Source organism: Actinomycetota bacterium (assembly GCA_040754375.1).
Lineage (GTDB): Bacteria > Actinomycetota > Acidimicrobiia > Acidimicrobiales > AC-14 > JBFMCT01.
The window spans coordinates 1-19021 of record JBFMCT010000013.1 but is presented as its reverse complement, the minus strand read 5'-3'; the positions used below and the strand labels follow the sequence as shown (position 1 = coordinate 19021).

Genomic DNA, 19021 nt, shown 5'->3' with positions numbered 1-19021 from the left:
GTTCATCGCGTCCGGGGGTCGCACCCGCCGAACTGGAGCCACTCGGTGAAGGCCTGGCAGTTGCCGGCGATGCGGTAGGTCACATTGCGGACCGAGGCGAACTGGAAGACGGTGGCGTCGAGCTGTTCGAGCAGCACCCGCGAGCCGGCGCTGGTGCTGGCGTTGGGGATCACCGGTCGCAGGTCGGCGAAGTCGACGACGGCCGACCCGTCGGGACGGACGTTGACGCCTGTCACCATCCCGGCGGTAGCCGATGAGAAGAACGAGCTGAGCCCGGCCGCCCGTTCGGTGGCCGTGGGCCCGGCCAGTAGCTGCTCGAGCGGGGCCCGCAACACCCCCGCCGACTGCGGGACCACCCGGTAGGCGGCCACCGTGCCCGCCGAGTCGCCGCAGCTGAAGTAGACGGTGACCACCATCTGGCCGGCCCCGGCCGTGGGCCGGCTGGGAGCCGGACCGCACGAGCCGAACCGGACCCTCACCACCGACGCCTCCCAGACCCGGCCGTCCTCAGCAGACCGGGTGAGCAAGACCACCGCTCCGGCCGCGGCCCTCGGGCTCGTGAAGGTCACGGTGCCGTCGAAGGGCCCGAGGTCGCCCATCGAACCGCCCATGACGAACCCGCTGCCCAGAGGCTGGCGGTTGCCGTCCTCGCGGACCTCGACGTTCACCGTGGCCTCGAAGGCGGTGCTCGTACCCCGTAGGCGGGCCGGGCTGGCGATGGTGTCGAGCGCCGACGGGTCCTGCACGCGGATGTTGGGGGTGGCCGAGCCGATCACCCACCACGACCCGTCATTGCCGAGCTGGCGTAGGAGCACGGTGGTCACCGGGCCGGTGGCCCGGGGCCGGACGTCGACCTCGCCCGAGCGGCTGTCACCCGCCCGGAACGTCCCCACCACCGGGTCGGTGAACCCCACGAAGTCGACGGCGAAGCTACGGGCGGCGTCGACTGGCGCCGAGAACCGGGTGGGCCCCGACGCCACGGGCCACACCGCCGAGCTGAGGTCGCCGGCGGGCGGAGCGGTGGTCGCAGGAGCGGTGGTGGGCGCGGCCGTGCCGCCGGGCCCGGTGGTGACCGGCGCGGTCGAGGTCGGGCCCGGTTCGCCGGTGGTGGTCGACGTGGGCGCGGGCTGGGCTCCGTCGCCCTCCCCGTTCCTCGTGAGGAGGACCACGGCGGCCACCGCCACCAGTAGGGCCAGAGCCCCGACCAGGGCCGGCATCAGCCAGCGGGGACGACCGGTTGCGGCGTCACTCATCTCGCACCTCCGTAGGTGGCAGGAGGCTTAGATCATGCCCGGCGGGCCGTCGTTACGGTGACGCCGGACCTCCGGCCCTCGACCCTATCTGCCACTCCACGAAGAAGCCGTCGGCCACGGCGTCGGAGACCTCGCCGCGCTCCCGCCCGGCCGCCTGTGGCGGTGCGGGCACCGGCCGGGCTCCCTCCAAGAGCCCGGCCGGCACCACGGCCTTGGTCACCACCAGTCGCTCGTCCCCCTGCTGGCTCTCCACCAACCCGGCCCCGAACATCAAGCCGCCTCTGTGCCTGCGGCCGGCCACGCCGCCAGGTCCGCGGCCCGGGGGGCCAGCACAGTCACCTCCGCGGTGAACGACGTCAGGGGAGCCACGGGGGGCCGGAGGCCGGCGCTGTCCCGGCGACCGGCGGCCAGGACGGCCCCGAAGCCGAGCCCACCGCAGGCCACGATCACGGTGGCGCTCGCCCCCAGGAGGGCTCCCCCCACGATCACCAGGGTGGAGACCGCTGCTGTGACCAGGACGGGGATGCTCGGGATGTTGGGCACCACGCCTCGTTTCGCCATGGACCGATCTTGAGCCAGCCCGGCCCGAGGCGCCAGGGTCGAAAGACCTATTTACCCCGGGTTCATTCCGCCATGAGGCGGTTGCGGAGGCGGTCGATGGCCCGCAGCCGCTTGTCGATCTCGTCCTGGGTGCGGACGCTGTCGGCGCTGACCGACCGGGCCAGCAGGTCGAGGCGGGCGTTCTCCTGCTGGCGGATCTTCACCTGCTCGTCAGGCGAGCGGCGTCGAAGGGCCCGGTTGAAGGCCTCGTTGGCGTCGTTGGGGCGCGGTAGGCCCAGGGCTTCGGAGATCTTGCCGAACCCCTTCGACTTGCCGCGCAGCTCCAACGCCTGCTCATCGATGTCGGTCTTATCGGGGGCCATTGCGCTCCTCCTCCTGAAGGTCGACGAACTTCAGGCAGACCTGCACCATCTCCACGGTCTGCCACGCGTGGCCCCGCTCCCGGAGGAAGGCCTCCACGTCGAGGGGACCGGCACTCTCGTGAGTGGCCGCCACGACCGACCGCAGAACGTCGTTCAGGGTCATGTCGAAGCCCGCCACCGGGCGGTTGAGGTGGCCCTCGGCCCGCCGTCGCCGCTGGCGGGCCACCTCGTCTCCATCGAAGGGGACATCTCGCAGGGTCGGGCTCGGCGTCATCGGTTCTCCTCGGGTGCGCTGCTCAGAAGAGGCACCGACGGCATCTCGCGGGCCGAGGCGTCTCCCAAGGAACTGGGCTTGAGACGAGAGTAGCTCCCCCCGCCGTCCTCGGTCACCGGCGACGGCGCCGGGGGGGCCCGGCCGGAGCCCCCCGTTGAGGCCTGCCCGACCTGGGCGGACCGGCCGCCGGGGCCGGCGCGGGGGCGGGCACGAGCCGGGCGGGGGGGCCGGTGAGGGCCAGGGTCTCGGGCGCCCCCGGGCCCACGCGGGACTGGGCCGGACGGATCCCCGCCTGGCGGACCATGGCGGCCACGTCGCCCACCTGGTCGGGCAGCACCACCGTCACGACCGAGCCGCGCGCCCCGGCCCGGGCGGTACGCCCGGACCGGTGGAGGTAGGCCTTGTGCTCGGTCGGCGGGTCGACGTGCACCACCAGGGCGACGTCGTCGACGTGGATGCCGCGAGCGGCGATGTCAGTGGCCACCAGCACCCGGGCGCCGCCCCCGGTGAACGAGGCCAGGTTGCGGTCCCGCTGGGCCTGGGACAGGTTGCCGTGCAGGTCGACGGCAGGGATACCGAACTGGGTGAGGTCGCGGGCCAGCTTCTTGGCCGCGTGCTTGGTCCGGGTGAACAGCAGGCTCCGCTCAAGGCCCGAGGCCAGTTCCCGTACCACCGCCGACTTGTCCGACGGGGAGACTGTGAACGCGTAGTGCTCCAGTTCGGGGGGAGTGGAGACCTCGGGGTCGACCGAGTGGACGAGGGGCCTGGACAGGTAGCGGCCCACGAGGGACCCGACGGCCTGGTCGAGGGTGGCCGAGAACAGCAGGCGCTGGCCTGTCGCCGGGGTCTGGTCGAGCAGGCGCCTGACGGCCGGTAGGAACCCGAGGTCGGCCAGGTGATCGGCCTCGTCGAGCACGGTCACCTCGACCGAGGCCAAGCTGCACTGGCGCTGGGCGATGAGGTCCTCGAGGCGGCCAGGCGTGGCTACGACGATGTCGGCCCCCTGGCGGAGGGCCGTGACCTGGGGGGCCTGGCCGACCCCGCCGTGGACCTTGGCTGTGCGCAGGCCCATGGCCCGGCCCAGCGGGGCGATGGTGGCCACTACCTGGGCGGCCAGTTCCCGGGTGGGCACCAGCACGAGGGCACGGGGATGGCCCGGCCGGCGGGCCTCGGCCGAGGCCGCCACCTTGAGGACGGTCGGCACCGCGAAGGCAACCGTCTTGCCGCTGCCCGTGCGACCGCGGCCGAGCACGTCGCGCCCCGCCAGTGCGGTCGGGATAGCCGAGGACTGGATGGGCAGCGGCGCGTGGCAGCCGGCGCGGGCGAGCGCCGCGACTACGGGAGCAGGCACGCCCAGCTCCGAGAAGGTGGCCGCCAGCGGGCGCTCGGGGGCGACCTCGTACTGGGGGGTGCGCTCGACGGGCGCGACCGGCTTCGGGCGGCGGGCGGCGGGCGCCTGGGGACGACGGCGGTTGCCTGGGCGGGACCGGCCGCCGGCGCGTGGGGTGGTAGGCAAGGGTGAGACCTTTCGATGCGAACAGATGGCCGTTGATGCTGCGGCCGCACGCCTCGAAAGCGGGAAACCGGCGACAAGTACTTTTACTCGGCGCCTTGCACTCGACCTGGAAGGCCCCGGCGGGACCGTCTCGCCACCACGTTACCCGAACCTTGCGGGGCCACCGGCGATGCCCCCGCCAAGGCCGGGCGGGCGCAGCCCGAGCCCTACGCCTTCTCGGGCTCCCAGGGGGTGGCGAGCTGGAAGTAGTTGCCGTCGGGGTCGGCGAAGGTGGCCAGCAGCATGCCGTCGCCCGGGGAGTAGGGCTCGGCCACCACCTCGGCCCCGAGGGCCTTGATGCGCTCGAACTCGCCGGTCACGTCGGGCGTGGCCAGGTTGAACATGATGCGCCCGGGCTGGGTGTTCCGGCCCTTCACGTCGCTGTGGGGACCGATGGCCAGCCCACTGTCGCCCACCCCGAAGCCGAACCACCCGTTGGCCTCGTCGCTCCACTGCGGGTTGGGCGCCCCCAGCACCTTGCCGTAGAACTCGGCCAGAGCCTTCGAGTCCTCCGAGCCCAACATCACGCTGTTCAGGTTCAAGCCCACGGTTCCCTCCTCATGGCAGTCGGATCGTCACACCTGGTCTACGCCGGACCGGGGCCGGTTGTCCGCCCTCACCGACCGAGGACGATCTTGGCCACCGTGGCGCTGACGTCGGGGACTAGGTACTCGGGGGGTGGCGACCACCTGGGCGGCGACGAGAGGGCGATGTTGGCGCACCGGAGCACGGCGTCGGGTTCCACCCCGGCCAGCACGTTGCTGCCGCACTCGACCGTCTCGGGGCGTTCGGTCGTGCCCCGCAGGGTGACCACGGGCACGCCGAAGAGGCAGCACTCCTCCTGGACGGTGCCGCTGTCGGTGAGCACGCAGCGGGCGTGCTGTTCGAGGTGGACGAAGTCGAAGAAGTCGAACGGCTCGTGAACGGTGATGCCGGCCGTGTCGAAGGCCAGGCCCGCCTCGGCCAGCCGGGCCCGGGCCCGGGGATGGAGGCTGACGACCGTGGGCATCCCCAGCTTGGCCGCCACCACGTTGACGGCCTCCACCAGCCGGGCCAGGCGGGCGGGCACGTCGACGGTCTCCTGGCGGTGGGTCGTGACTAGCAAGTAGCCATGGGCGTCGAGGCCGAGGTCGGCCAGCACGGTCGACCGGGCCACGCCCGCGGCATGCCGGTCGAGGACCTCTTTGATCGGGTTGCCGGTGACCAGCACGCGATCGGGGCCGATCCCCTCCCGCAGCAGGTTGGCCCGGCTGCGTTCGGTGTACGGCATGAGCACGTCGCTGGCGTGGTCGATGACCCTCCGGTTGACCTCCTCGGGAACCCGGTCGTCGAAGCAGCGGTTGCCGGCCTCCATGTGGAAGGTGCGGGCCCCCATGCGCTTGGCCACGATGGTGGCCAAGCCGCTGTCGGTGTCGCCCAGGACCAGCAACCGGTCGGGCCGCTCGGCCCGCAGGACCGCCTCGGTGGCCGCCAGTATGCGCCCGACCCGCTCCCCGAAGGTGCCGGCCCGGACACCCAGGCTGTGGTCGGGCGCCCTCACCCCGAGCTGTTCGAAGAACACATCGCTAAGGGCGGGCTCGTAGTTCTGCCCGGTGTGGACGAGCACGTGGTCGCAGAGGGCGTCGAGGCGCTCGACGACACAGGACAGCCGGATGATCTCGGGCCGGGTGCCCAGCAGGGTGAGGACCTTCACGGGCCCGGCGCCGGCGGGAGCATCCCGTGGCGGGCCAGGAGGGCGCGGCACTCCTCGCGGTCGAGCAGGCGGTCGGCGCTCGAGTACTCCCGCTGGCCCAGCGGTGGGCCGTCGGGGTCGGAGGACCGGAGCTCGGGCAGGATAGGCAGGACCACCAGGTGGCCGTCGCGGTGGTGCGTCCTCGACGCCTCCTCCTCCGAGACCAGGACCTCGTGGACCTTCTCGCCCGGACGGATGCCGACGAACTTGGTCTCCACCCCCGAGTTGCCCACCATGGCCGCGGCCAGGTCGACCATTCGGGCCGACGGCACGAGGGGCACGTAGGTCTCGCCCGGGCGGGCCGAGCGCAAGGCCGCGAAGACGGTGTCGACGGCCTGGTCGAGCGTCATCAGGAACCGGGTCATCTCCGGGGTGGTCAGCGTCACGGGCCCCCCGGCCGCGATCTGCTCCCGGAACAGGGGCACTACCGAACCCCGCGAGGCCAAGACGTTGCCGTAGCGGGCCACCGCGAACCGGGTGCCCGGGGCCTCGAGGTTGGCCGAGGTCAACGTGCGCTCCTGCACGGCCTTGGTCATGCCCATGACGTTCACCGGCTTGCACGCCTTGTCGGTAGAGACGCCGATCACGGCGCTGACCGGCAGGCCGCCGTCGCGGATGGCACGCACGATGTTCTCGGCGCCCAGCACGTTTGTCTTGACGGCCTCCCACGGGTTGTACTCGCATGTTGGGACCTGCTTCATGGCCGCCGCGTGGAACACCACGTCGGCGCCCCGCAGCACGGCCATGACCGCCCCGTTGTCGCTCACGTCCCCGATGCGAAAGACGATGCGCTGGTAGCGGGCCTCCTCGTAGACGATGTCGTCGGTGGCGACCGCCCGGTTCTGGAAGTCCAGGCGCATCTGGTGCTGGTGGGCCTCGCTGCGCGAGAAGACCACGATGCGCTCGGGCTCGCCCATCGGGCCCTCCAGCAGACGGCGCACTAGGGCCCGGCCCAGAGAGCCCGTCCCCCCGGTCACCACGACCCGCTTGCCGGTCAGCACGCCTCGGCCCGCACCTGCTCGTAGGGGAACGGGTCTGCGGTCAGTTCGGGGATCATCGCCTCCCATGTCGGTGGCCGCCAGCCGCTCCTGGCCTCCAGCATCGCGCCGTTCAGGGACCGGTCGATCACGACCGACTCGTCGGGCACGACGTCGACATCGATGCCGTAGGCGTCACGGAGCATGACCAGCAGCCGGTACTTGTCCACCGGCGGGCCGGCCAGGTGCACCACGCCCTCGATGGCCCGGTCACCGGTGCCCAGATCGAGGACGGCTTCGGCCGCGGCGGCCGTGGTGAGCCCCGAGAACACCGCTCGGGTGAACCCTGGGGCGTGGCCGCCCCGCTTCGACAGGAACCACTCGAGCAAGCCCCGGCCGCCCGCCAGCTCCCGCCCGATGAACGACGTCCGCACCGTGAGCGAGCCGGGGCCGGCCGCCTCGCCCAGGAGCTTGGAGCGGCCGTAGAGGTCGACGGGATCGGGCAGGTCGTCCTCGCCGTAGGAGCCCCGCCGCCCGGAGAACACACAGTCGGTCGAGATGTGCACCAGCCGGGCCCCGCGCTCGCGGCACAGGGCGGCCAGCCGGTGGGGGAAGAGGGAGTTGACGATGATCGACGGCACCGGGTCCGACGCCTCGTCGGCCTGCTTGACCACCCCCACGCAGTTGACGACCAGGTCGGGCCGGGCCCGGTCCATGGCCTGGCTCACGCCCTCCAGGTCGTCGGCGGCCACGCCCACGATGGCCCGGTCCCCGGGGAGGACGGTGGCCAGGGCGGGCGTCAGCATGGGCGCCCTGACCGTGGCCCAGGCCGGGCCCCGGCGGTCGGCGGCCAGCCACACCCGGTGGCCCAGCATGCCCGTCCCGCCCACGACCAGGGTCGTGAGACCTGGGCTTCGCGGGCCCGGTGGCCACCAGCCCGTACCACCGGTGGCGCTCACCGGATGCGTCCCCATACCCGGCGCAGCACCCGGGGGGCCCGGCGGCGGGCAGCCCGGCGTACCGACTTCGGCAGGCGGCCATAGAGCGAGCCCACCGCGCTGGCGTCACGGGCCGGGCGTTCGGCGGCGATCTCCCACAGCCGGTCGACGACCTCGTAGCGGTCGCCGGGCTCGTAGAAGGTGCGGGTCGTCTGGAAGGCGGCGGTGACAAAGGCGGCCCGGTAGGCCGACCCCCGCGCCGCCCGCACCTCGGCCGGCAGGTCCGTCCGTGCGAACAGCTTGTCGAGCACGGCCAGCGAGTCCTCCACCCTCCGACGGTCGCCGTGACCGGCCACGGTCAACGACCCAGGGTGCGACCGGTGGCGGGCGAGCACCTCGGGCACCAGCACCAGTCGGCCGGTGAGACCGACCCGCAGCCAGAAGTCGAAGTCACCTGTGTAGGCCAGGTCGGGGTCCCACGGGTGGGCCCGGGCCACCTCGGCCCTCACGAGGGCACCCACGCTGACGATGGGGTCGTGGCAGCGCAATGCGGTGGCCGCCGACCATTCGAGAGGGTTGACGACATGGCCGACCGTGCCGTCGGCGTCGATCACCTCGAAGGCCGGGTAGGCACCCACCGCGTCCGGCACTCGACAGAGGGCCTGGACCAGACGGGCTATCGCCCCGGGCAGCAGGAGGTCGTCGTCAGCCAGGTAGCCGACCAGCTCGCCCCGGGCCAGCTCGAAGCCTCGGTTGAGGGTGCGGGCCTGGCCCATGTTGTCGTGACGCACGGTTCGGAACCGGCCGGGGTTGGCGTCGGCGTAGCGGTCGAGGACGGCCGGGGTGCCGTTCGTGGACCCGTCGTCGAGGGCGATGACCTCCAGGTACGGGTAATCCTGGCCGACCACGCTGTCGAGCGCCTGGGCCAGCAGGTGCTCAGGCCGGTTGAAGGTCGGCACGAGGACTGTCACCGCCGGCCCACCCGCGGCGACAGCTACCCCCCTGGCAGTCATCGCCGCGTCCCGCGCCAGGGGCGGAGGGGCGCGCCGTGCGCTACCAGCGATGAGGCCGCCAGCCCGGCGGCCGGCCTGGGCCGGGACCAGCCGGCGCGAACGTCGGCCGGTGGTCATCACCGCCGCGCCCTGGTTCCGAGGCCGAAGGTTCGTACCCCCAGGCGGGCCTGGGCGAGGGCCCGCCGCACCGGTGAGCGGGGCGGCAGCCGCCGGGCGGCATCGCCCACGGCCCGCCAGCCCGACCGGGCCTGCCCTACGGCCATCCCCAGCAGGCCGCCCGCCCGGTCGGCCTCGAGCTCCGCCACCCGGGCCTCCAATTGGGCGACCTGGCGCTCCTTCGCGGCTATGGCCCGGCGCAGGCCCACCAGGCTGTCCCCGACCGACAGTGCCCCACCTTCATCGGGGCGCCATAGCTCGCTCCGCTCCAGCAGCCGGTCGTACACGACGAACCGTTCGCCGTCACCGCCCGGGCCGCCACCGACGGCGAGGGCAGCCGCGACGTAGGCCGCCCTGGCGGCCTGCATCTCGACGGCCTTGACCTCCTCGGGCAGGCTGGAGCGACGGAAGAGGCGGCGGGCCGCCTCGACGTGGGCCGCCGCCACCTCCCACCGGCCGGGGGCCTCCTGCGGGCCCGAAGGCAGGGGGCGCAGCCCGAGAGGCTCGGGCACGCCGACGAAGGGGCCGATCACCGCTAGGCGCAGCCAGAAGTCGTAGGCCGCCACTTCGGCGGGCATCGCCGCGTCCCAACCCCCGGCCCGTTCGCCCGCGGCCCTCCGGAACAGCGCGCCTGGTCCTGGTACAGGGCCGTGGTCGCGGGCCATGGCCAACAGGTCCCGCGAGGGCTCGCTCACCCGCCCCACCAGCGTGCCGTGGCCGTCGACCAGGAAGCTGTCGGGGCAGGCCGCGACGGTCTCAGGCCGCTCCCCGAGCACCTGGGCCACGGCGCCGACGGCCGACGAGCCCATCCCCACCCCGGCCTCGAGCACACCGACGAGCTCCCCTGCCGCTCCCCTCAAGGCCTGCTCCAGCGCGGCCCCTCCCGTCCGGTCGCCGGGGACGGCGTCCACCCACCGGGCCCACTCCCCGTAACGGGCCCGCACGTCCGGGCCCACCCCAGCGGCCATCCCGGCCACGACCACTTCGAGGTGCGGATGGTCCTGGGCGGCGGCCGCCGCCAGGGTCGCCTCGACGAGTGCCACCGGCCGGTTGGCGACCCGCACGACCAAGGTCACCAGGACCGTGCTCACTCGCCCCGGCCCTTCTCGGATGACCGCGCCCGCCTCAGTTGGCCCTCCAGCGCCTTCACCTGGCGCTCGAGGTGGCCCGCCTTCCGCTCGAGGGCGGCGATCGTCTTGCCCGCGTCGGAGAGCTGGCGGGTCAGGTCGTGCACCTCCTCCTCCCGGGCCGCCAGCTCGGCGTCGGGCCACCGCAGGGCCAGCTCCGGGACGGGCCCTTCGGGGTTAGCCCACGCGGCCAGGTCGGCCGAGAACCGCTCGGCCTGGCGTTCGAGCGCCCACTCCAGGTCGCGGACCGTGGCGTCGTGCTCGTCCCCCACCGGGAAATCCTCGCGCCCCCGGGCCCGAGGGCGTACGACCCGGCCGGGCCCGGGTAAGCGGGCCCCGGGCACCTCGAGGTCGATGTAACGCCGGCGCAAGGCTCGCCGGCGTAGCACCGAGGCCACTTCGCCACCGCACGCGGGGCTGGCCAGCAGGGTGGCCAGGCGAGCCAGCTCGGGGCCGGCGTCGAGGCCGTGGCGGGTACGGTCGAGGACCACGTCGGCCAGCACCTCGTCGACCCCTTCGAGCCGCCCCACCTCGGCCAGCTCGGCCCAGCAGGCGGTGTCGCCCCCGGGCTGGCCCAGCACCGGCCAGCCGGTAACCGCCCCCAGGGCCTCCGCCCGCACCATCACCGTGGACGCCTCCAAGGGCCGAGACAGCAACACCCCGGCCCCGCCCGAACGCGCCTCGCGGCCGTCCCTGACCACCTCGGTGAGCCGGCCACCGGCGTCGTTCAGGGCGTAGGACGTGAAGACCAGGACGGTCGCGGGCCGGGCCGCCAGGACGGCAGCCTGGCGCTCCAGCTTGCCGGGGCGGAACCGGTCCCCGGGCCGCACGAAGGCGACCAACGGCGTGGTCACGGCCTGGGCCCACCCGCCGTGCTCGTCGGCCGGCACCGCCCCGGGGGGCAGGGGCGGACCGCCAGCGGGATCGGGGCCGAGGGCGACCACGGTCACGTCCGTCACACCAGCACCTCGGCCGCCACCCGCCGGTAAGTCTCGACGACCGCCCGGGCGATGCACCGCCGGTCCAGCCCCGAGGTCACCGCCCGGCGATTGAGCTCCTGGGCCCGGTCGACGAGGGCGTCGTCGGTCAACGCCCGGCGGATGGCCGCGGCCACGGCGTCGGGGTCGTCGCCGGGGACGAACAGGGCCTGCTCCCCGTGGCGGCCCCAGGCGTCGGCACACGCCGACGACGACTGCACCGGGAAGGCGCCCATGGCCATGGCCTCCAGGAACGACGTGCAGATGCCGTCGCTGGCGGCCAGGCTGATCGACACGCGGGCGCGGCCGTGCATGCCCAGGAGGTCCTCGTGGGAGACCCGTTCGACCAGGTCTACGCGTACCCCGGACACCTTCGAGAGCCGGCGGGCGGCTTCCACCACCGGGGGCGAGGGCAGGTACAGGGCCAGCCGGTAACCACCCAGCAGGTCCTGGCACCGGTCGAGGGCGGCCATGGCGTTCAGGCCCTGGTAGATCCAGCCCTCGCGGCCCTTGACGGCGATGGTCCGCCGGCGTGACGCTGGCCCGGGCACGGCCAACCGGGCGATCTCGTCGAGGTCGAACCCGCCGGCGATGGGCAGGACCGGGAGAAGCCGCCCCCGGAAACCGAAGCGCTGCGCGATGGTGGCGTCGCGGTCACACTCGGCCCAGAGGAAGTCGCAGGCCGCCATCAGGGCCTCCAGGCGGTGACGGTGACGGGGGTCGCGCCCGAACCAGTGGAGGTCGGCCCCCCACGAGCTGACGATCCACGGCGGGAACCCACCCGGGCGGCCCAGCCGGGCACGGGCGTCGAAGGTGAGGTAGCCGCCGTGCTGGAGCTCGTGGGCGTGGACCAGGTCGGGGCGGGCCGACGCCACCACCCCGGCCAACCACCCCGCGGCCCGGCGCCGCCACCGCAGCGTCCGCACCCGGGGGTAGTCGGCGCCGAGGTCGCTCTCGTCCCACCGGCGATCCACCCGCACGCTGGGATGGGCGCCCGCGCCCTGGCCGGGTGACGTGTCGTAGAAGGTCACGTCCTCCAGGAACGGAGTGATCGGCGCGGGGGTGGACGGGAAGACATGGACGTCCCAGTCGAGGCCGCGCAGGGGAGCCAGGGCACGCGCGAGGTGAACGCTGCCGGGCAAGCCGACGACCAGGAGCCGCACCCCGCCATTGTGGGCGCCCCCGCCGGTGGTCGCCAGGGGCAGGTCGGCTGGTAGCGTCGGTCGCCACGAAGGCTCACGTCCACGGCCCGGCTCGTGTCCTCGTCACGGGGGTATCGGGGTTCCTAGGCCGCCACGTGGCTGTGGCCGTGGCCGCCGCCGGGCACGAGACGTTCGGGCTGTGCCGTTCCCCGGTTCTTGACCCCGCCGCCTTCGCAGGAGGCCGCCTGCTCACGGGTTCGCTGCTCGACCCCGGAGCCCTGCGGTCTGCCCTCGCCGAGGCCCGGCCCGCGGTGGTGGTCCACGCCGCCGGCTCGCCCGGGGGGCCGGCCGGGGCGGCCGAGCTGTTCGAGCTCAACGTGCTGGCCACCGAGCGCCTGGTGGAAGCGGCCGGCGAGGCGGGCGTGGCCCGGGTGGTGGTCGCCGGGTCCAGCGCGGTCTACGGTGCGACGCGCGTGCTCCCCGTCGACGAAGAGGTCCCGCCCGCGCCGGCCAGCGCCTACGGGGCCAGCAAGCTGGCCCAGGAGATGGTGGCCCGGGGCCACGAGATGGCCGGTGGGCCCGAGGTCGTCATCGCCCGGCTGTTCAACCTCGTGGGGCCGGGCCAGCGAGGCGGCGCGGTGCTGGCCCAGCTGGCGGCCGGGGTCGTGGAGTTCGAGCGGGGCCGGGCCGACCACGTCCCGGTGGGCGACAGATCCGCCCGCCGTGACCTCGTCGACGTGCGGGACGCGGCCCGGGCGCTGGCCCTGCTAGCGGTGGCCCAGGGGAAGCCAGGCGTCGTGAACGTGGCCTCGGGCCGCTCCACGTCGGTGGCCGAGTGCTGCGAACTACTGGCCGGGGAGGCCGGCGCGCCCCTGGATTTCCGGACCGACCCCACCCGCCTGCGGCCCTCCGAGGTGGCCGAGCAGGTGGGAAGCTACGCCCGCCTCCACCAACTGACGGGGTGGGAGCCCGAGGTGCCGCTGACGGTTTCGGTGCGGGACACGCTGGCCGACTGGCGGGGGCGCCCCCAGGAGAAGGACCGTTGAGCCTGGCCGGGGTGACGACCATGGTCACCGGGGCCGGCGGCTTCGTGGGCAGCCACCTGGTGGAGTGGCTGCTCGACCAGGGGGCCCGTGTCCGGGCCTTCCTGCGCTACACGTCCGAGGCCAGCCTGGGCAACCTGGCCGAGCTCGGGCCCGAGCGGCGGGCGGCCGTCGAGTGCGTGTTCGGCGACATCCGCGACCCGGGCGCGGTAGCCGAGGCCATGGAGGGCCAGGAGGTCGTGTTCCACCTGGCCGCGCTGATCGCCATTCCATACTCCTACGCCCATCCCCGCGAGGTCGTCGAGACCAACGTGACGGGCACGCTCAACGTCCTGGAGGCGGCCCGGCGCCACTCGCCCCGGCGGGTCGTGCACCTGTCGACGAGTGAGGTCTACGGAACCGCCCAGTTCGTCCCCATTACCGAGCTCCACCCTCAGCAGGGCCAGTCGCCTTACTCGGCCAGCAAGATCGCCGCCGATCGGGTGGCCGAGAGCTACCACCGCTGCTTCGGGGTGCCCGTCGTCACCGTTCGCCCCTTCAACATCTTCGGGCCCCGCCAGTCCCAGAGGGCGGTCATCCCCACGATCGTCAGCCAGGCGCTGGCCGGCGGGCCGGTCCGGCTCGGGGCGCTGACCCCGACACGGGACTTCACGTTCGTCACCGACACCGCCGCCGGCATCGGGACGGCGGGCCACGCCGCCGGGGTGGAGGGCCGGGAGGTCAACCTGGGCAGCGGGCGGGAGATCTCGGTCGGCGACCTGGCCCGGCGGGCCATCGAGCGCTGCGGGACGGGCGCCGAAGTCGTCTCGACCGAGGACCGGCTGCGGCCCGCCCGCAGCGAGGTCAACCGCCTCGTGGCCGACAACTCGCGGGCCGCCTCCTTACTGGGCTGGGGCCCGACCGTCCCCCTCGACGACGGCCTCGACCGGACCATCGAGTGGGTGCGCGCCCACCCCGAACGCTTCTGCCCCTCCGAGTACCGGCGCTGACCGCTCGGGGCCGGGCGAACGGTCGATGCCGAAGAGCTTGGGCCCGTGCCGCTCGAAGTCCTCGGCCGCCTGGCGGTACTCCTCGGGGTGGCCGATGTCGACCCAGTAACCCTCGTGGACGAAGCCCATCACTGGCAGGTCGCGCGCCACCAGCCGGTTGAGCAGCTCTGGGAGGTCGCAGGCCCCTTCGGGGGGCAGGTGATCGAGGGTCGCCCGGTCGAGTACGTAGACGCCCATGCTGACCAGCCGGGTCTGTACCGGCTTCTCGACGTAGCCGGTCACCCGCCCGCTCTCGTCGGTCTCGATCACCCCGTAGTCGCTGGGGAGCTCGTGGCGGCGCAGGCCCACGGTGGCCAACGCCCCCGACTGCCGGTGCCAGCTCACCATGCGCCGGAAGTCGAGGTCGGTCACCAGGTCGCCGTTGAGCAGCAGGAACGAAGGGCCCAGGTCGCCGACCAGCCGCAGGGGCGCGGCCGTCCCCAGGGGCTCGGGCTCCACCGAGTACTCGATGTCGACACCGAACCTAGAGCCGTCGCCGAAGTAGGCCTCTACCAGCGACGCCAGGTGCCCACCGGCGAAGACCAGATCGGTGATCGCGCAGTCCCGCAGCCGGTCGACCAGCAACTTGAGTATGGGCTCGTCCCCCAGTGGCATCAGGGGCTTGGGCAACACCGTGGTGTAGGGCGCCAGCCGCTGCCCGCGGCCCCCGATGAGCACGACCGCCCTCATGGCGCTGCGGCGTCCGAGCCCCGCCCAGGCCGAGCGACCGTGACCCGCATCACGACCGCAGCGTACCCCCGCCACCGGCGCCCCAGACCCGGCCGGGCCTCGCCGAGGCCCCAGGCCACCGACGACGGCCCACCTTGGCGGCCAACGCCCCGAGTGGACCTGCGACCGTCAAGACGAGCCTCCGTCGTGCGAGGTAGCTGCTCGCAGGCGCCACACCGAGGCCCTGAGTGCGTTCAGCTATCTCGGGCTGCCTGCCAGGAACAGGCATTCTGATTCATTCGGCCGAGGGGTCGCCCCGCCCGGGCGGCACGACCCTCAGGATGGCCGGCGCGGAGGGGTTGTCATGGCCCCGGGCGGGAGGGAGCGGTCGACGACCCTTCGCGCCACGTCGGCCAGGCGGAGGTTGTTGTAACGAGCGTAGCGGCGCATGGTGTCGAACGCCGCGTCGACGGACAGGCCGGCCCGCTCCGCCAGCACCCCCTTGGCCTGCTCGATGACCACGCGGGTCGTAAGAGCGAGGTTGAGCTGGTCGTTGACCAGACGAGCTTCGTCGACCACGCGTTGTTGGAGGATGGCGATCGTGGCGATGTCCGCCAGCGCCTGAGCGGCCGCCAACTCCCCATCATCGAGGCGCTGCCGCCCGAACAGGTTCTGCGCGCCGATGACTGTATCCCGCAGCCGCATGGGCAGAGCGTGTACTACCTCGAACCCGGCGTCGAGTGCGACCGGGACGAACCGGGGCCAACGAACGCCCGAGGACGCGAGCTCAACGTTGCTGATAGCGGAGCGGGCACGGTAACAATCGAGGCACGGGCCCTGGTCGGCCTGCACCTCGAAGAGCTGGACGACCCGCATCGCTTCGCTCGACGACGCAACGACCCGAAGGTCGCCCTCAGGGGAGGCGAGCATCACGCCGGCGGCGCCCAAGTCGAGGATCTCGACACACCGGTCAGCCAGAAGGGAGAGCAGGTCGACGACGTCGAAGTCCTCGACCAGATTGTCGGCGAGTTGGACCAGCGTCTTGACCAGAAGTGTGTCCCCCGCCATCATCGACAGCCCATTCCTTTCATGGCTGGCAATAAGGGGCCAGCCGCACTAGAGGTTACCGGGGCCCAGCGCCCAACTCGTCGTGCTGAGTACCCGATTCTTCGTCCCCCGGGCCACTCCCCGGCGCCAAGCTCAGCCGTGCCCACGATCCCCCTGCCCAGTGGGCCACAGCGCGGAGGCCACCTCAGGTGAACCGCAGCCGCCGGGCGACAACGTCTTGCGCCACCGCGTTCAGCGAGTGGTCGTTGGCGTACGCATAGGCGCGGAGGCGGACCAGGGCCTCGGCCACGCTCACGTCGAGTTGCACCGATACCATCCCCGCGGCCTGGTGTACGACGACGCGGAAGTCAGAGGAAGCCTCGAGCTCGGGCCCCAACGCTCCCGGGGGGGCGCCCGCCTGGGCCGCCAAGACCGCTCGGGCAGCCACGCCCGCGAGCACCAAGGCGTCGGCATGCTGTTCAGCACGGAGAGGCCCAGGCTCGGCCCGGTAGAGGTTGAGGGCGCCGATGCGGGCGGCGCCGATCACCATCGGGAAGCCGAAGATGGCATGAACGCCCATGTCCACCGCCCTCGGGCTGAAAGTCGGCCAGCGGGTGGGGGCGGCCGCCAGTTCGGACTCCAGAACGGGCCGCTGCCCGGAGAAGGCGTCGATGCAGGGGCCTTCGCCGAGGGTGAACTGGAGCTCCTCGATGAGGGCGCTCACGGGGTCGGAGCTACACACCGAACCTCGCTGCACGTCACCGGACATGAGTATGACCCCGGCCCCGGAAACGGCCGTCACCGCGGCGCAGCCGGCACACAACCCGGCAGGGGACGTACCATCCCAACCAGCCGATTCCAGGCCAGCCAGGACCCGTGCGAGACGTTCGCCGGCCGTCGTCAGCCCCTAGTCGGCACGCCGGACCGCCATGAAGCGCCGCTTGCAGTTCCGCTCATAGCCATTATCCGGACCCCTCGGGTGAATCGCTCGACGGGGACCCGGTCCAGCGGTAACCGCCCCGCATTCTCGGGGCTGGGAACGCACTCTAACCCGCGCCCTCGACGCCGGCTTGGGCGCAGGGCTACCGGGCCGACCTACGGATACGTCGTGGCCCGGCAGGTGGATGGGAGCGACCCGTTGACCACACATCCCAGTCGCGGCTAGCATGATTGTTAAAGTTCGTATAGCTGCTCTGGTCCCCGGTAGTGCGTCCTTGGATAGGAGCACACTTTGGCGGAAGGGCCTGAGCCGAAGCCATGGAAGTGGAGCAGGCGTAGCCGCGCCGATCGGCTCCCGCTAGATCTCCCGGCACGACCGATGCCGGGTAGGCCCCAGCTTGCCGGGCTCCCGCCGAGTCCTTCTTTGGGCTGGCACCGACCTTCGGTCGTCATCCACGCCCGACGGGCAGGCGACGTTCCGCCCGGGGCCGAGGGGCCCACCTCATGAGCGTGTTGCCCAACGCCCCCGGCCCCGAAGGGGCCCGGCCGAACGGGCCAAAGACCGCAGGGCCCGGTCCCGCCCGTCCCGGCCAGAGTGCCCGCCCGCACACGGTCATCGGTCCCCACGGCTCGGCAGCGCCCGACCGACCCCCTGCCAGTGTGGTAATCGGCCGCCGTCAGGAGGCAGTCTTCGTCACCGTCCGCGGTGAGCTCGGGCCCTTCGACGCCCAACAGCTCGATCGCATGCTGGCGGACCTCATCGACGGTCAGGGGAACAAGTCGCTCACGGTAGACCTCCGTGATGCGAGCCCGTCCGACGATGAGGGTTTGACGGCACTCGTCATTGCCTCCGCCGCCCAGCGCGCCCAACGTCGGGGCGCCGTCCTGGCTATCAGTCACCCGCCGGAGCCGATCCAAGAGGCCCTGCGGGCCTATGGGCTCACCATCGCGGGCCACCCCGACGGGACTGGCCGCGACGAACCTCTTGGTCCCCCACACCCCTGACCCGGCACTCCCCTCAGCGGCAACTGGAGCCAGGCGGTAGTCGGGTAGTTTCCGGTTGATCATGGCAACCCTGATCCCGCGGCCCGACACGTCTCGATCGCTGGCCGGAATCCCGGCCGGGAACGGCCGCCAAGCCGGGGCTCGGCCTGCAGGGGGGGCGCAGGCGCCGGCCGGGGCGCCGGCCGGCCCGTGCAGGCCGTCTGCAATCGGTCCTTCGTAAGGTCCGGTCACGGGCTCGACCTGAGCCCGACCCGAGACGAAAGGAACGTACCGAGATGGCCAGAGCGGACGTACAGCGTGAGATGAAGGAGATGTTCGGCGAGGTCATCGGCTTCATCGACGAGATCCCCGACCAGTTCATCGACTCCGAGTGGGACCTGATCAAGCGGGTTCAGTTCGGCGAGACGCTCATCCCCAACAAGTACAAGGAACTGATCGGGCTGGGCGTGTCGGCGGCCACCAGGTGCCGCTACTGCGTTCTCTTCCACACCGAGTCGGCCAAGCTGTTCGGCGCGACCGACGAGGAGGTCGAGGAGGCCGTCCACTACACCAAGCTGGTGGTGGGCTGGAGCACCTACATCAACGGCCTGCAGGTCAACTACGACGACTTCAAGGCCCAGGTGGCCCGGGTCGTCGAGCACGTCAAGGCCGCCTGACATGCGGCTTGACTGGGAACGGGCCGGGGTCGTGCGGGCGACGCTCAAGGTGGAGGAACTGGCCGCCTTGGTGGCCGGGGCACGCCTGGCGGCCGCGGCCCTGGCCGCCCAGTCACCCGAGCAGGCAGACGAGCTCGAACGGGTCCTGCGCGGGTTCGACCGCTCGGTGGCCCACCTGCGCAGCTCCATCTCGGCCCCCTCAGGCCCCTCGGTACAAGCGGTCGCGACTTGACCGAGTGCGAACCGAGCGATCCGTACGATGCTCGACCACCCGGCCGCCAGCCAGCACGACGATGAGGTCGCCATCGCACAGTCGAGAACCCGGTGCGCGCGCCGCACAGGCGTGATGCTCCGGAGCCTCGGGGGATCAGGACCGCAGGCGACATCAGCGAGCTGGGACGACCCTGGCGCCGGTGACGCGCCGGTTCGAGCCACGCCATGTGTCGACGGCCACTAGATAATGCCCGTATGCGGCCACGGAACAGCCCGCTCATGGCCATGAGAACTGCTCAGCGGCGGCCAACGGAACCGCCCGCTCGATAGTCGCCGCCGCCGGGGCCACCGGCG

21 protein-coding genes are annotated in these 19021 nt (G+C 72.7%); 4 read left to right on the top strand and 17 right to left on the bottom strand.

Features of this window, described 5'->3' with window-relative positions; genetic code table 11:
* Positions 1-2 precede the first annotated feature (2 nt).
* The 14 genes from AB1673_07675 to AB1673_07610 all read right to left on the bottom strand — a co-directional run bounded on the left by AB1673_07675 (position 3) and on the right by AB1673_07610 (position 12088).
* The gene (locus AB1673_07675) at positions 3-1253 is read right to left on the bottom strand and encodes a Gmad2 immunoglobulin-like domain-containing protein (GenBank protein MEW6153852.1); all 1251 of its coding nucleotides are present in this window, start codon (positions 1251-1253) and stop codon (positions 3-5) included.
* A 52-nt stretch (positions 1254-1305) separates the two neighbouring features.
* Positions 1306-1527, bottom strand: a complete 222-nt coding sequence (locus tag AB1673_07670) for a hypothetical protein (protein ID MEW6153851.1) — start codon at positions 1525-1527, stop codon at positions 1306-1308.
* Positions 1524-1814, bottom strand: coding sequence for a hypothetical protein (locus tag AB1673_07665; GenBank protein MEW6153850.1), 291 nt, complete (start codon positions 1812-1814; stop codon positions 1524-1526). Before AB1673_07665 ends, AB1673_07670 begins: the two co-directional genes overlap by 4 nt.
* A 62-nt stretch (positions 1815-1876) precedes the next feature.
* Positions 1877-2176, bottom strand: a complete 300-nt coding sequence (locus AB1673_07660) for a hypothetical protein (protein MEW6153849.1) — start codon at positions 2174-2176, stop codon at positions 1877-1879.
* The gene (locus AB1673_07655) at positions 2163-2450 is read right to left on the bottom strand and encodes a hypothetical protein (GenBank protein ID MEW6153848.1); all 288 of its coding nucleotides are present in this window, start codon (positions 2448-2450) and stop codon (positions 2163-2165) included. The genes AB1673_07660 and AB1673_07655 overlap by 14 nt, the downstream gene beginning before the upstream one ends.
* A 112-nt stretch (positions 2451-2562) precedes the next feature.
* A complete protein-coding gene (locus AB1673_07650; GenBank protein ID MEW6153847.1) occupies positions 2563-3966 on the bottom strand; it encodes a DEAD/DEAH box helicase in 1404 nt (467 codons plus the stop codon).
* 206 nt (positions 3967-4172) lie between these two features.
* Positions 4173-4553 carry a VOC family protein gene (locus AB1673_07645; protein MEW6153846.1) on the bottom strand — a complete coding sequence of 127 codons (381 nt, stop codon included), beginning with the start codon at positions 4551-4553 and terminating at the stop codon, positions 4173-4175.
* Positions 4554-4621: 68 nt separating this feature from the next.
* Entirely contained in the window at positions 4622-5698 is a 1077-nt protein-coding gene (gene wecB / locus AB1673_07640; protein MEW6153845.1) for a UDP-N-acetylglucosamine 2-epimerase (non-hydrolyzing), read from the bottom strand.
* Complete coding sequence (locus AB1673_07635; GenBank protein MEW6153844.1) at positions 5695-6738, bottom strand: polysaccharide biosynthesis protein; 1044 nt, start codon at positions 6736-6738, stop codon at positions 5695-5697. The genes wecB and AB1673_07635 overlap by 4 nt, the downstream gene beginning before the upstream one ends.
* The gene (locus tag AB1673_07630) at positions 6732-7673 is read right to left on the bottom strand and encodes an SDR family oxidoreductase (GenBank protein MEW6153843.1); all 942 of its coding nucleotides are present in this window, start codon (positions 7671-7673) and stop codon (positions 6732-6734) included. The genes AB1673_07635 and AB1673_07630 overlap by 7 nt, the downstream gene beginning before the upstream one ends.
* Positions 7670-8623, bottom strand: coding sequence for a glycosyltransferase (locus tag AB1673_07625; GenBank protein MEW6153842.1), 954 nt, complete (start codon positions 8621-8623; stop codon positions 7670-7672). The genes AB1673_07630 and AB1673_07625 overlap by 4 nt, the downstream gene beginning before the upstream one ends.
* Before the next feature lie 158 nt (positions 8624-8781).
* Entirely contained in the window at positions 8782-9912 is a 1131-nt protein-coding gene (locus tag AB1673_07620; GenBank protein ID MEW6153841.1) for a hypothetical protein, read from the bottom strand.
* Positions 9909-10907 (bottom strand): hypothetical protein, encoded by a 999-nt coding sequence (locus tag AB1673_07615; GenBank protein ID MEW6153840.1) that lies wholly within the window; start codon positions 10905-10907, stop codon positions 9909-9911. Before AB1673_07615 ends, AB1673_07620 begins: the two co-directional genes overlap by 4 nt.
* Positions 10904-12088, bottom strand: a complete 1185-nt coding sequence (locus AB1673_07610; protein ID MEW6153839.1) for a glycosyltransferase — start codon at positions 12086-12088, stop codon at positions 10904-10906. Before AB1673_07610 ends, AB1673_07615 begins: the two co-directional genes overlap by 4 nt.
* A gap of 47 nt (positions 12089-12135) precedes the next feature.
* On the opposite strand from AB1673_07610, the gene AB1673_07605 reads away from it, so the two are divergent.
* Both AB1673_07605 and AB1673_07600 read left to right on the top strand, forming a co-directional pair.
* Complete coding sequence (locus AB1673_07605) at positions 12136-13113, top strand: NAD-dependent epimerase/dehydratase family protein (protein MEW6153838.1); 978 nt, start codon at positions 12136-12138, stop codon at positions 13111-13113.
* Positions 13110-14099 carry a GDP-mannose 4,6-dehydratase gene (locus tag AB1673_07600; GenBank protein MEW6153837.1) on the top strand — a complete coding sequence of 330 codons (990 nt, stop codon included), beginning with the start codon at positions 13110-13112 and terminating at the stop codon, positions 14097-14099. Before AB1673_07605 ends, AB1673_07600 begins: the two co-directional genes overlap by 4 nt.
* Here the strand turns inward: AB1673_07600 and AB1673_07595 are convergent.
* From AB1673_07595 to AB1673_07585, 3 genes are all read right to left on the bottom strand, one after another.
* Complete coding sequence (locus AB1673_07595; GenBank protein ID MEW6153836.1) at positions 13992-14828, bottom strand: sugar phosphate nucleotidyltransferase; 837 nt, start codon at positions 14826-14828, stop codon at positions 13992-13994. The two genes, AB1673_07600 and AB1673_07595, sit on opposite strands and share 108 nt — an antisense overlap.
* 315 nt (positions 14829-15143) lie before the next feature.
* A complete protein-coding gene (locus tag AB1673_07590; GenBank protein MEW6153835.1) occupies positions 15144-15878 on the bottom strand; it encodes an ANTAR domain-containing protein in 735 nt (244 codons plus the stop codon).
* Positions 15879-16059: 181 nt separating this feature from the next.
* Positions 16060-16656, bottom strand: coding sequence for a GAF and ANTAR domain-containing protein (locus AB1673_07585; protein ID MEW6153834.1), 597 nt, complete (start codon positions 16654-16656; stop codon positions 16060-16062).
* 1417 nt (positions 16657-18073) lie between these two features.
* Here AB1673_07585 and AB1673_07580 point away from each other — a divergent pair.
* Both AB1673_07580 and AB1673_07575 read left to right on the top strand, forming a co-directional pair.
* Entirely contained in the window at positions 18074-18454 is a 381-nt protein-coding gene (locus AB1673_07580) for a carboxymuconolactone decarboxylase family protein (GenBank protein MEW6153833.1), read from the top strand.
* A gap of 1 nt (position 18455) precedes the next feature.
* The gene (locus AB1673_07575) at positions 18456-18686 is read left to right on the top strand and encodes a hypothetical protein (protein MEW6153832.1); all 231 of its coding nucleotides are present in this window, start codon (positions 18456-18458) and stop codon (positions 18684-18686) included.
* The last annotated feature ends 335 nt before the right edge of the window (positions 18687-19021 follow it).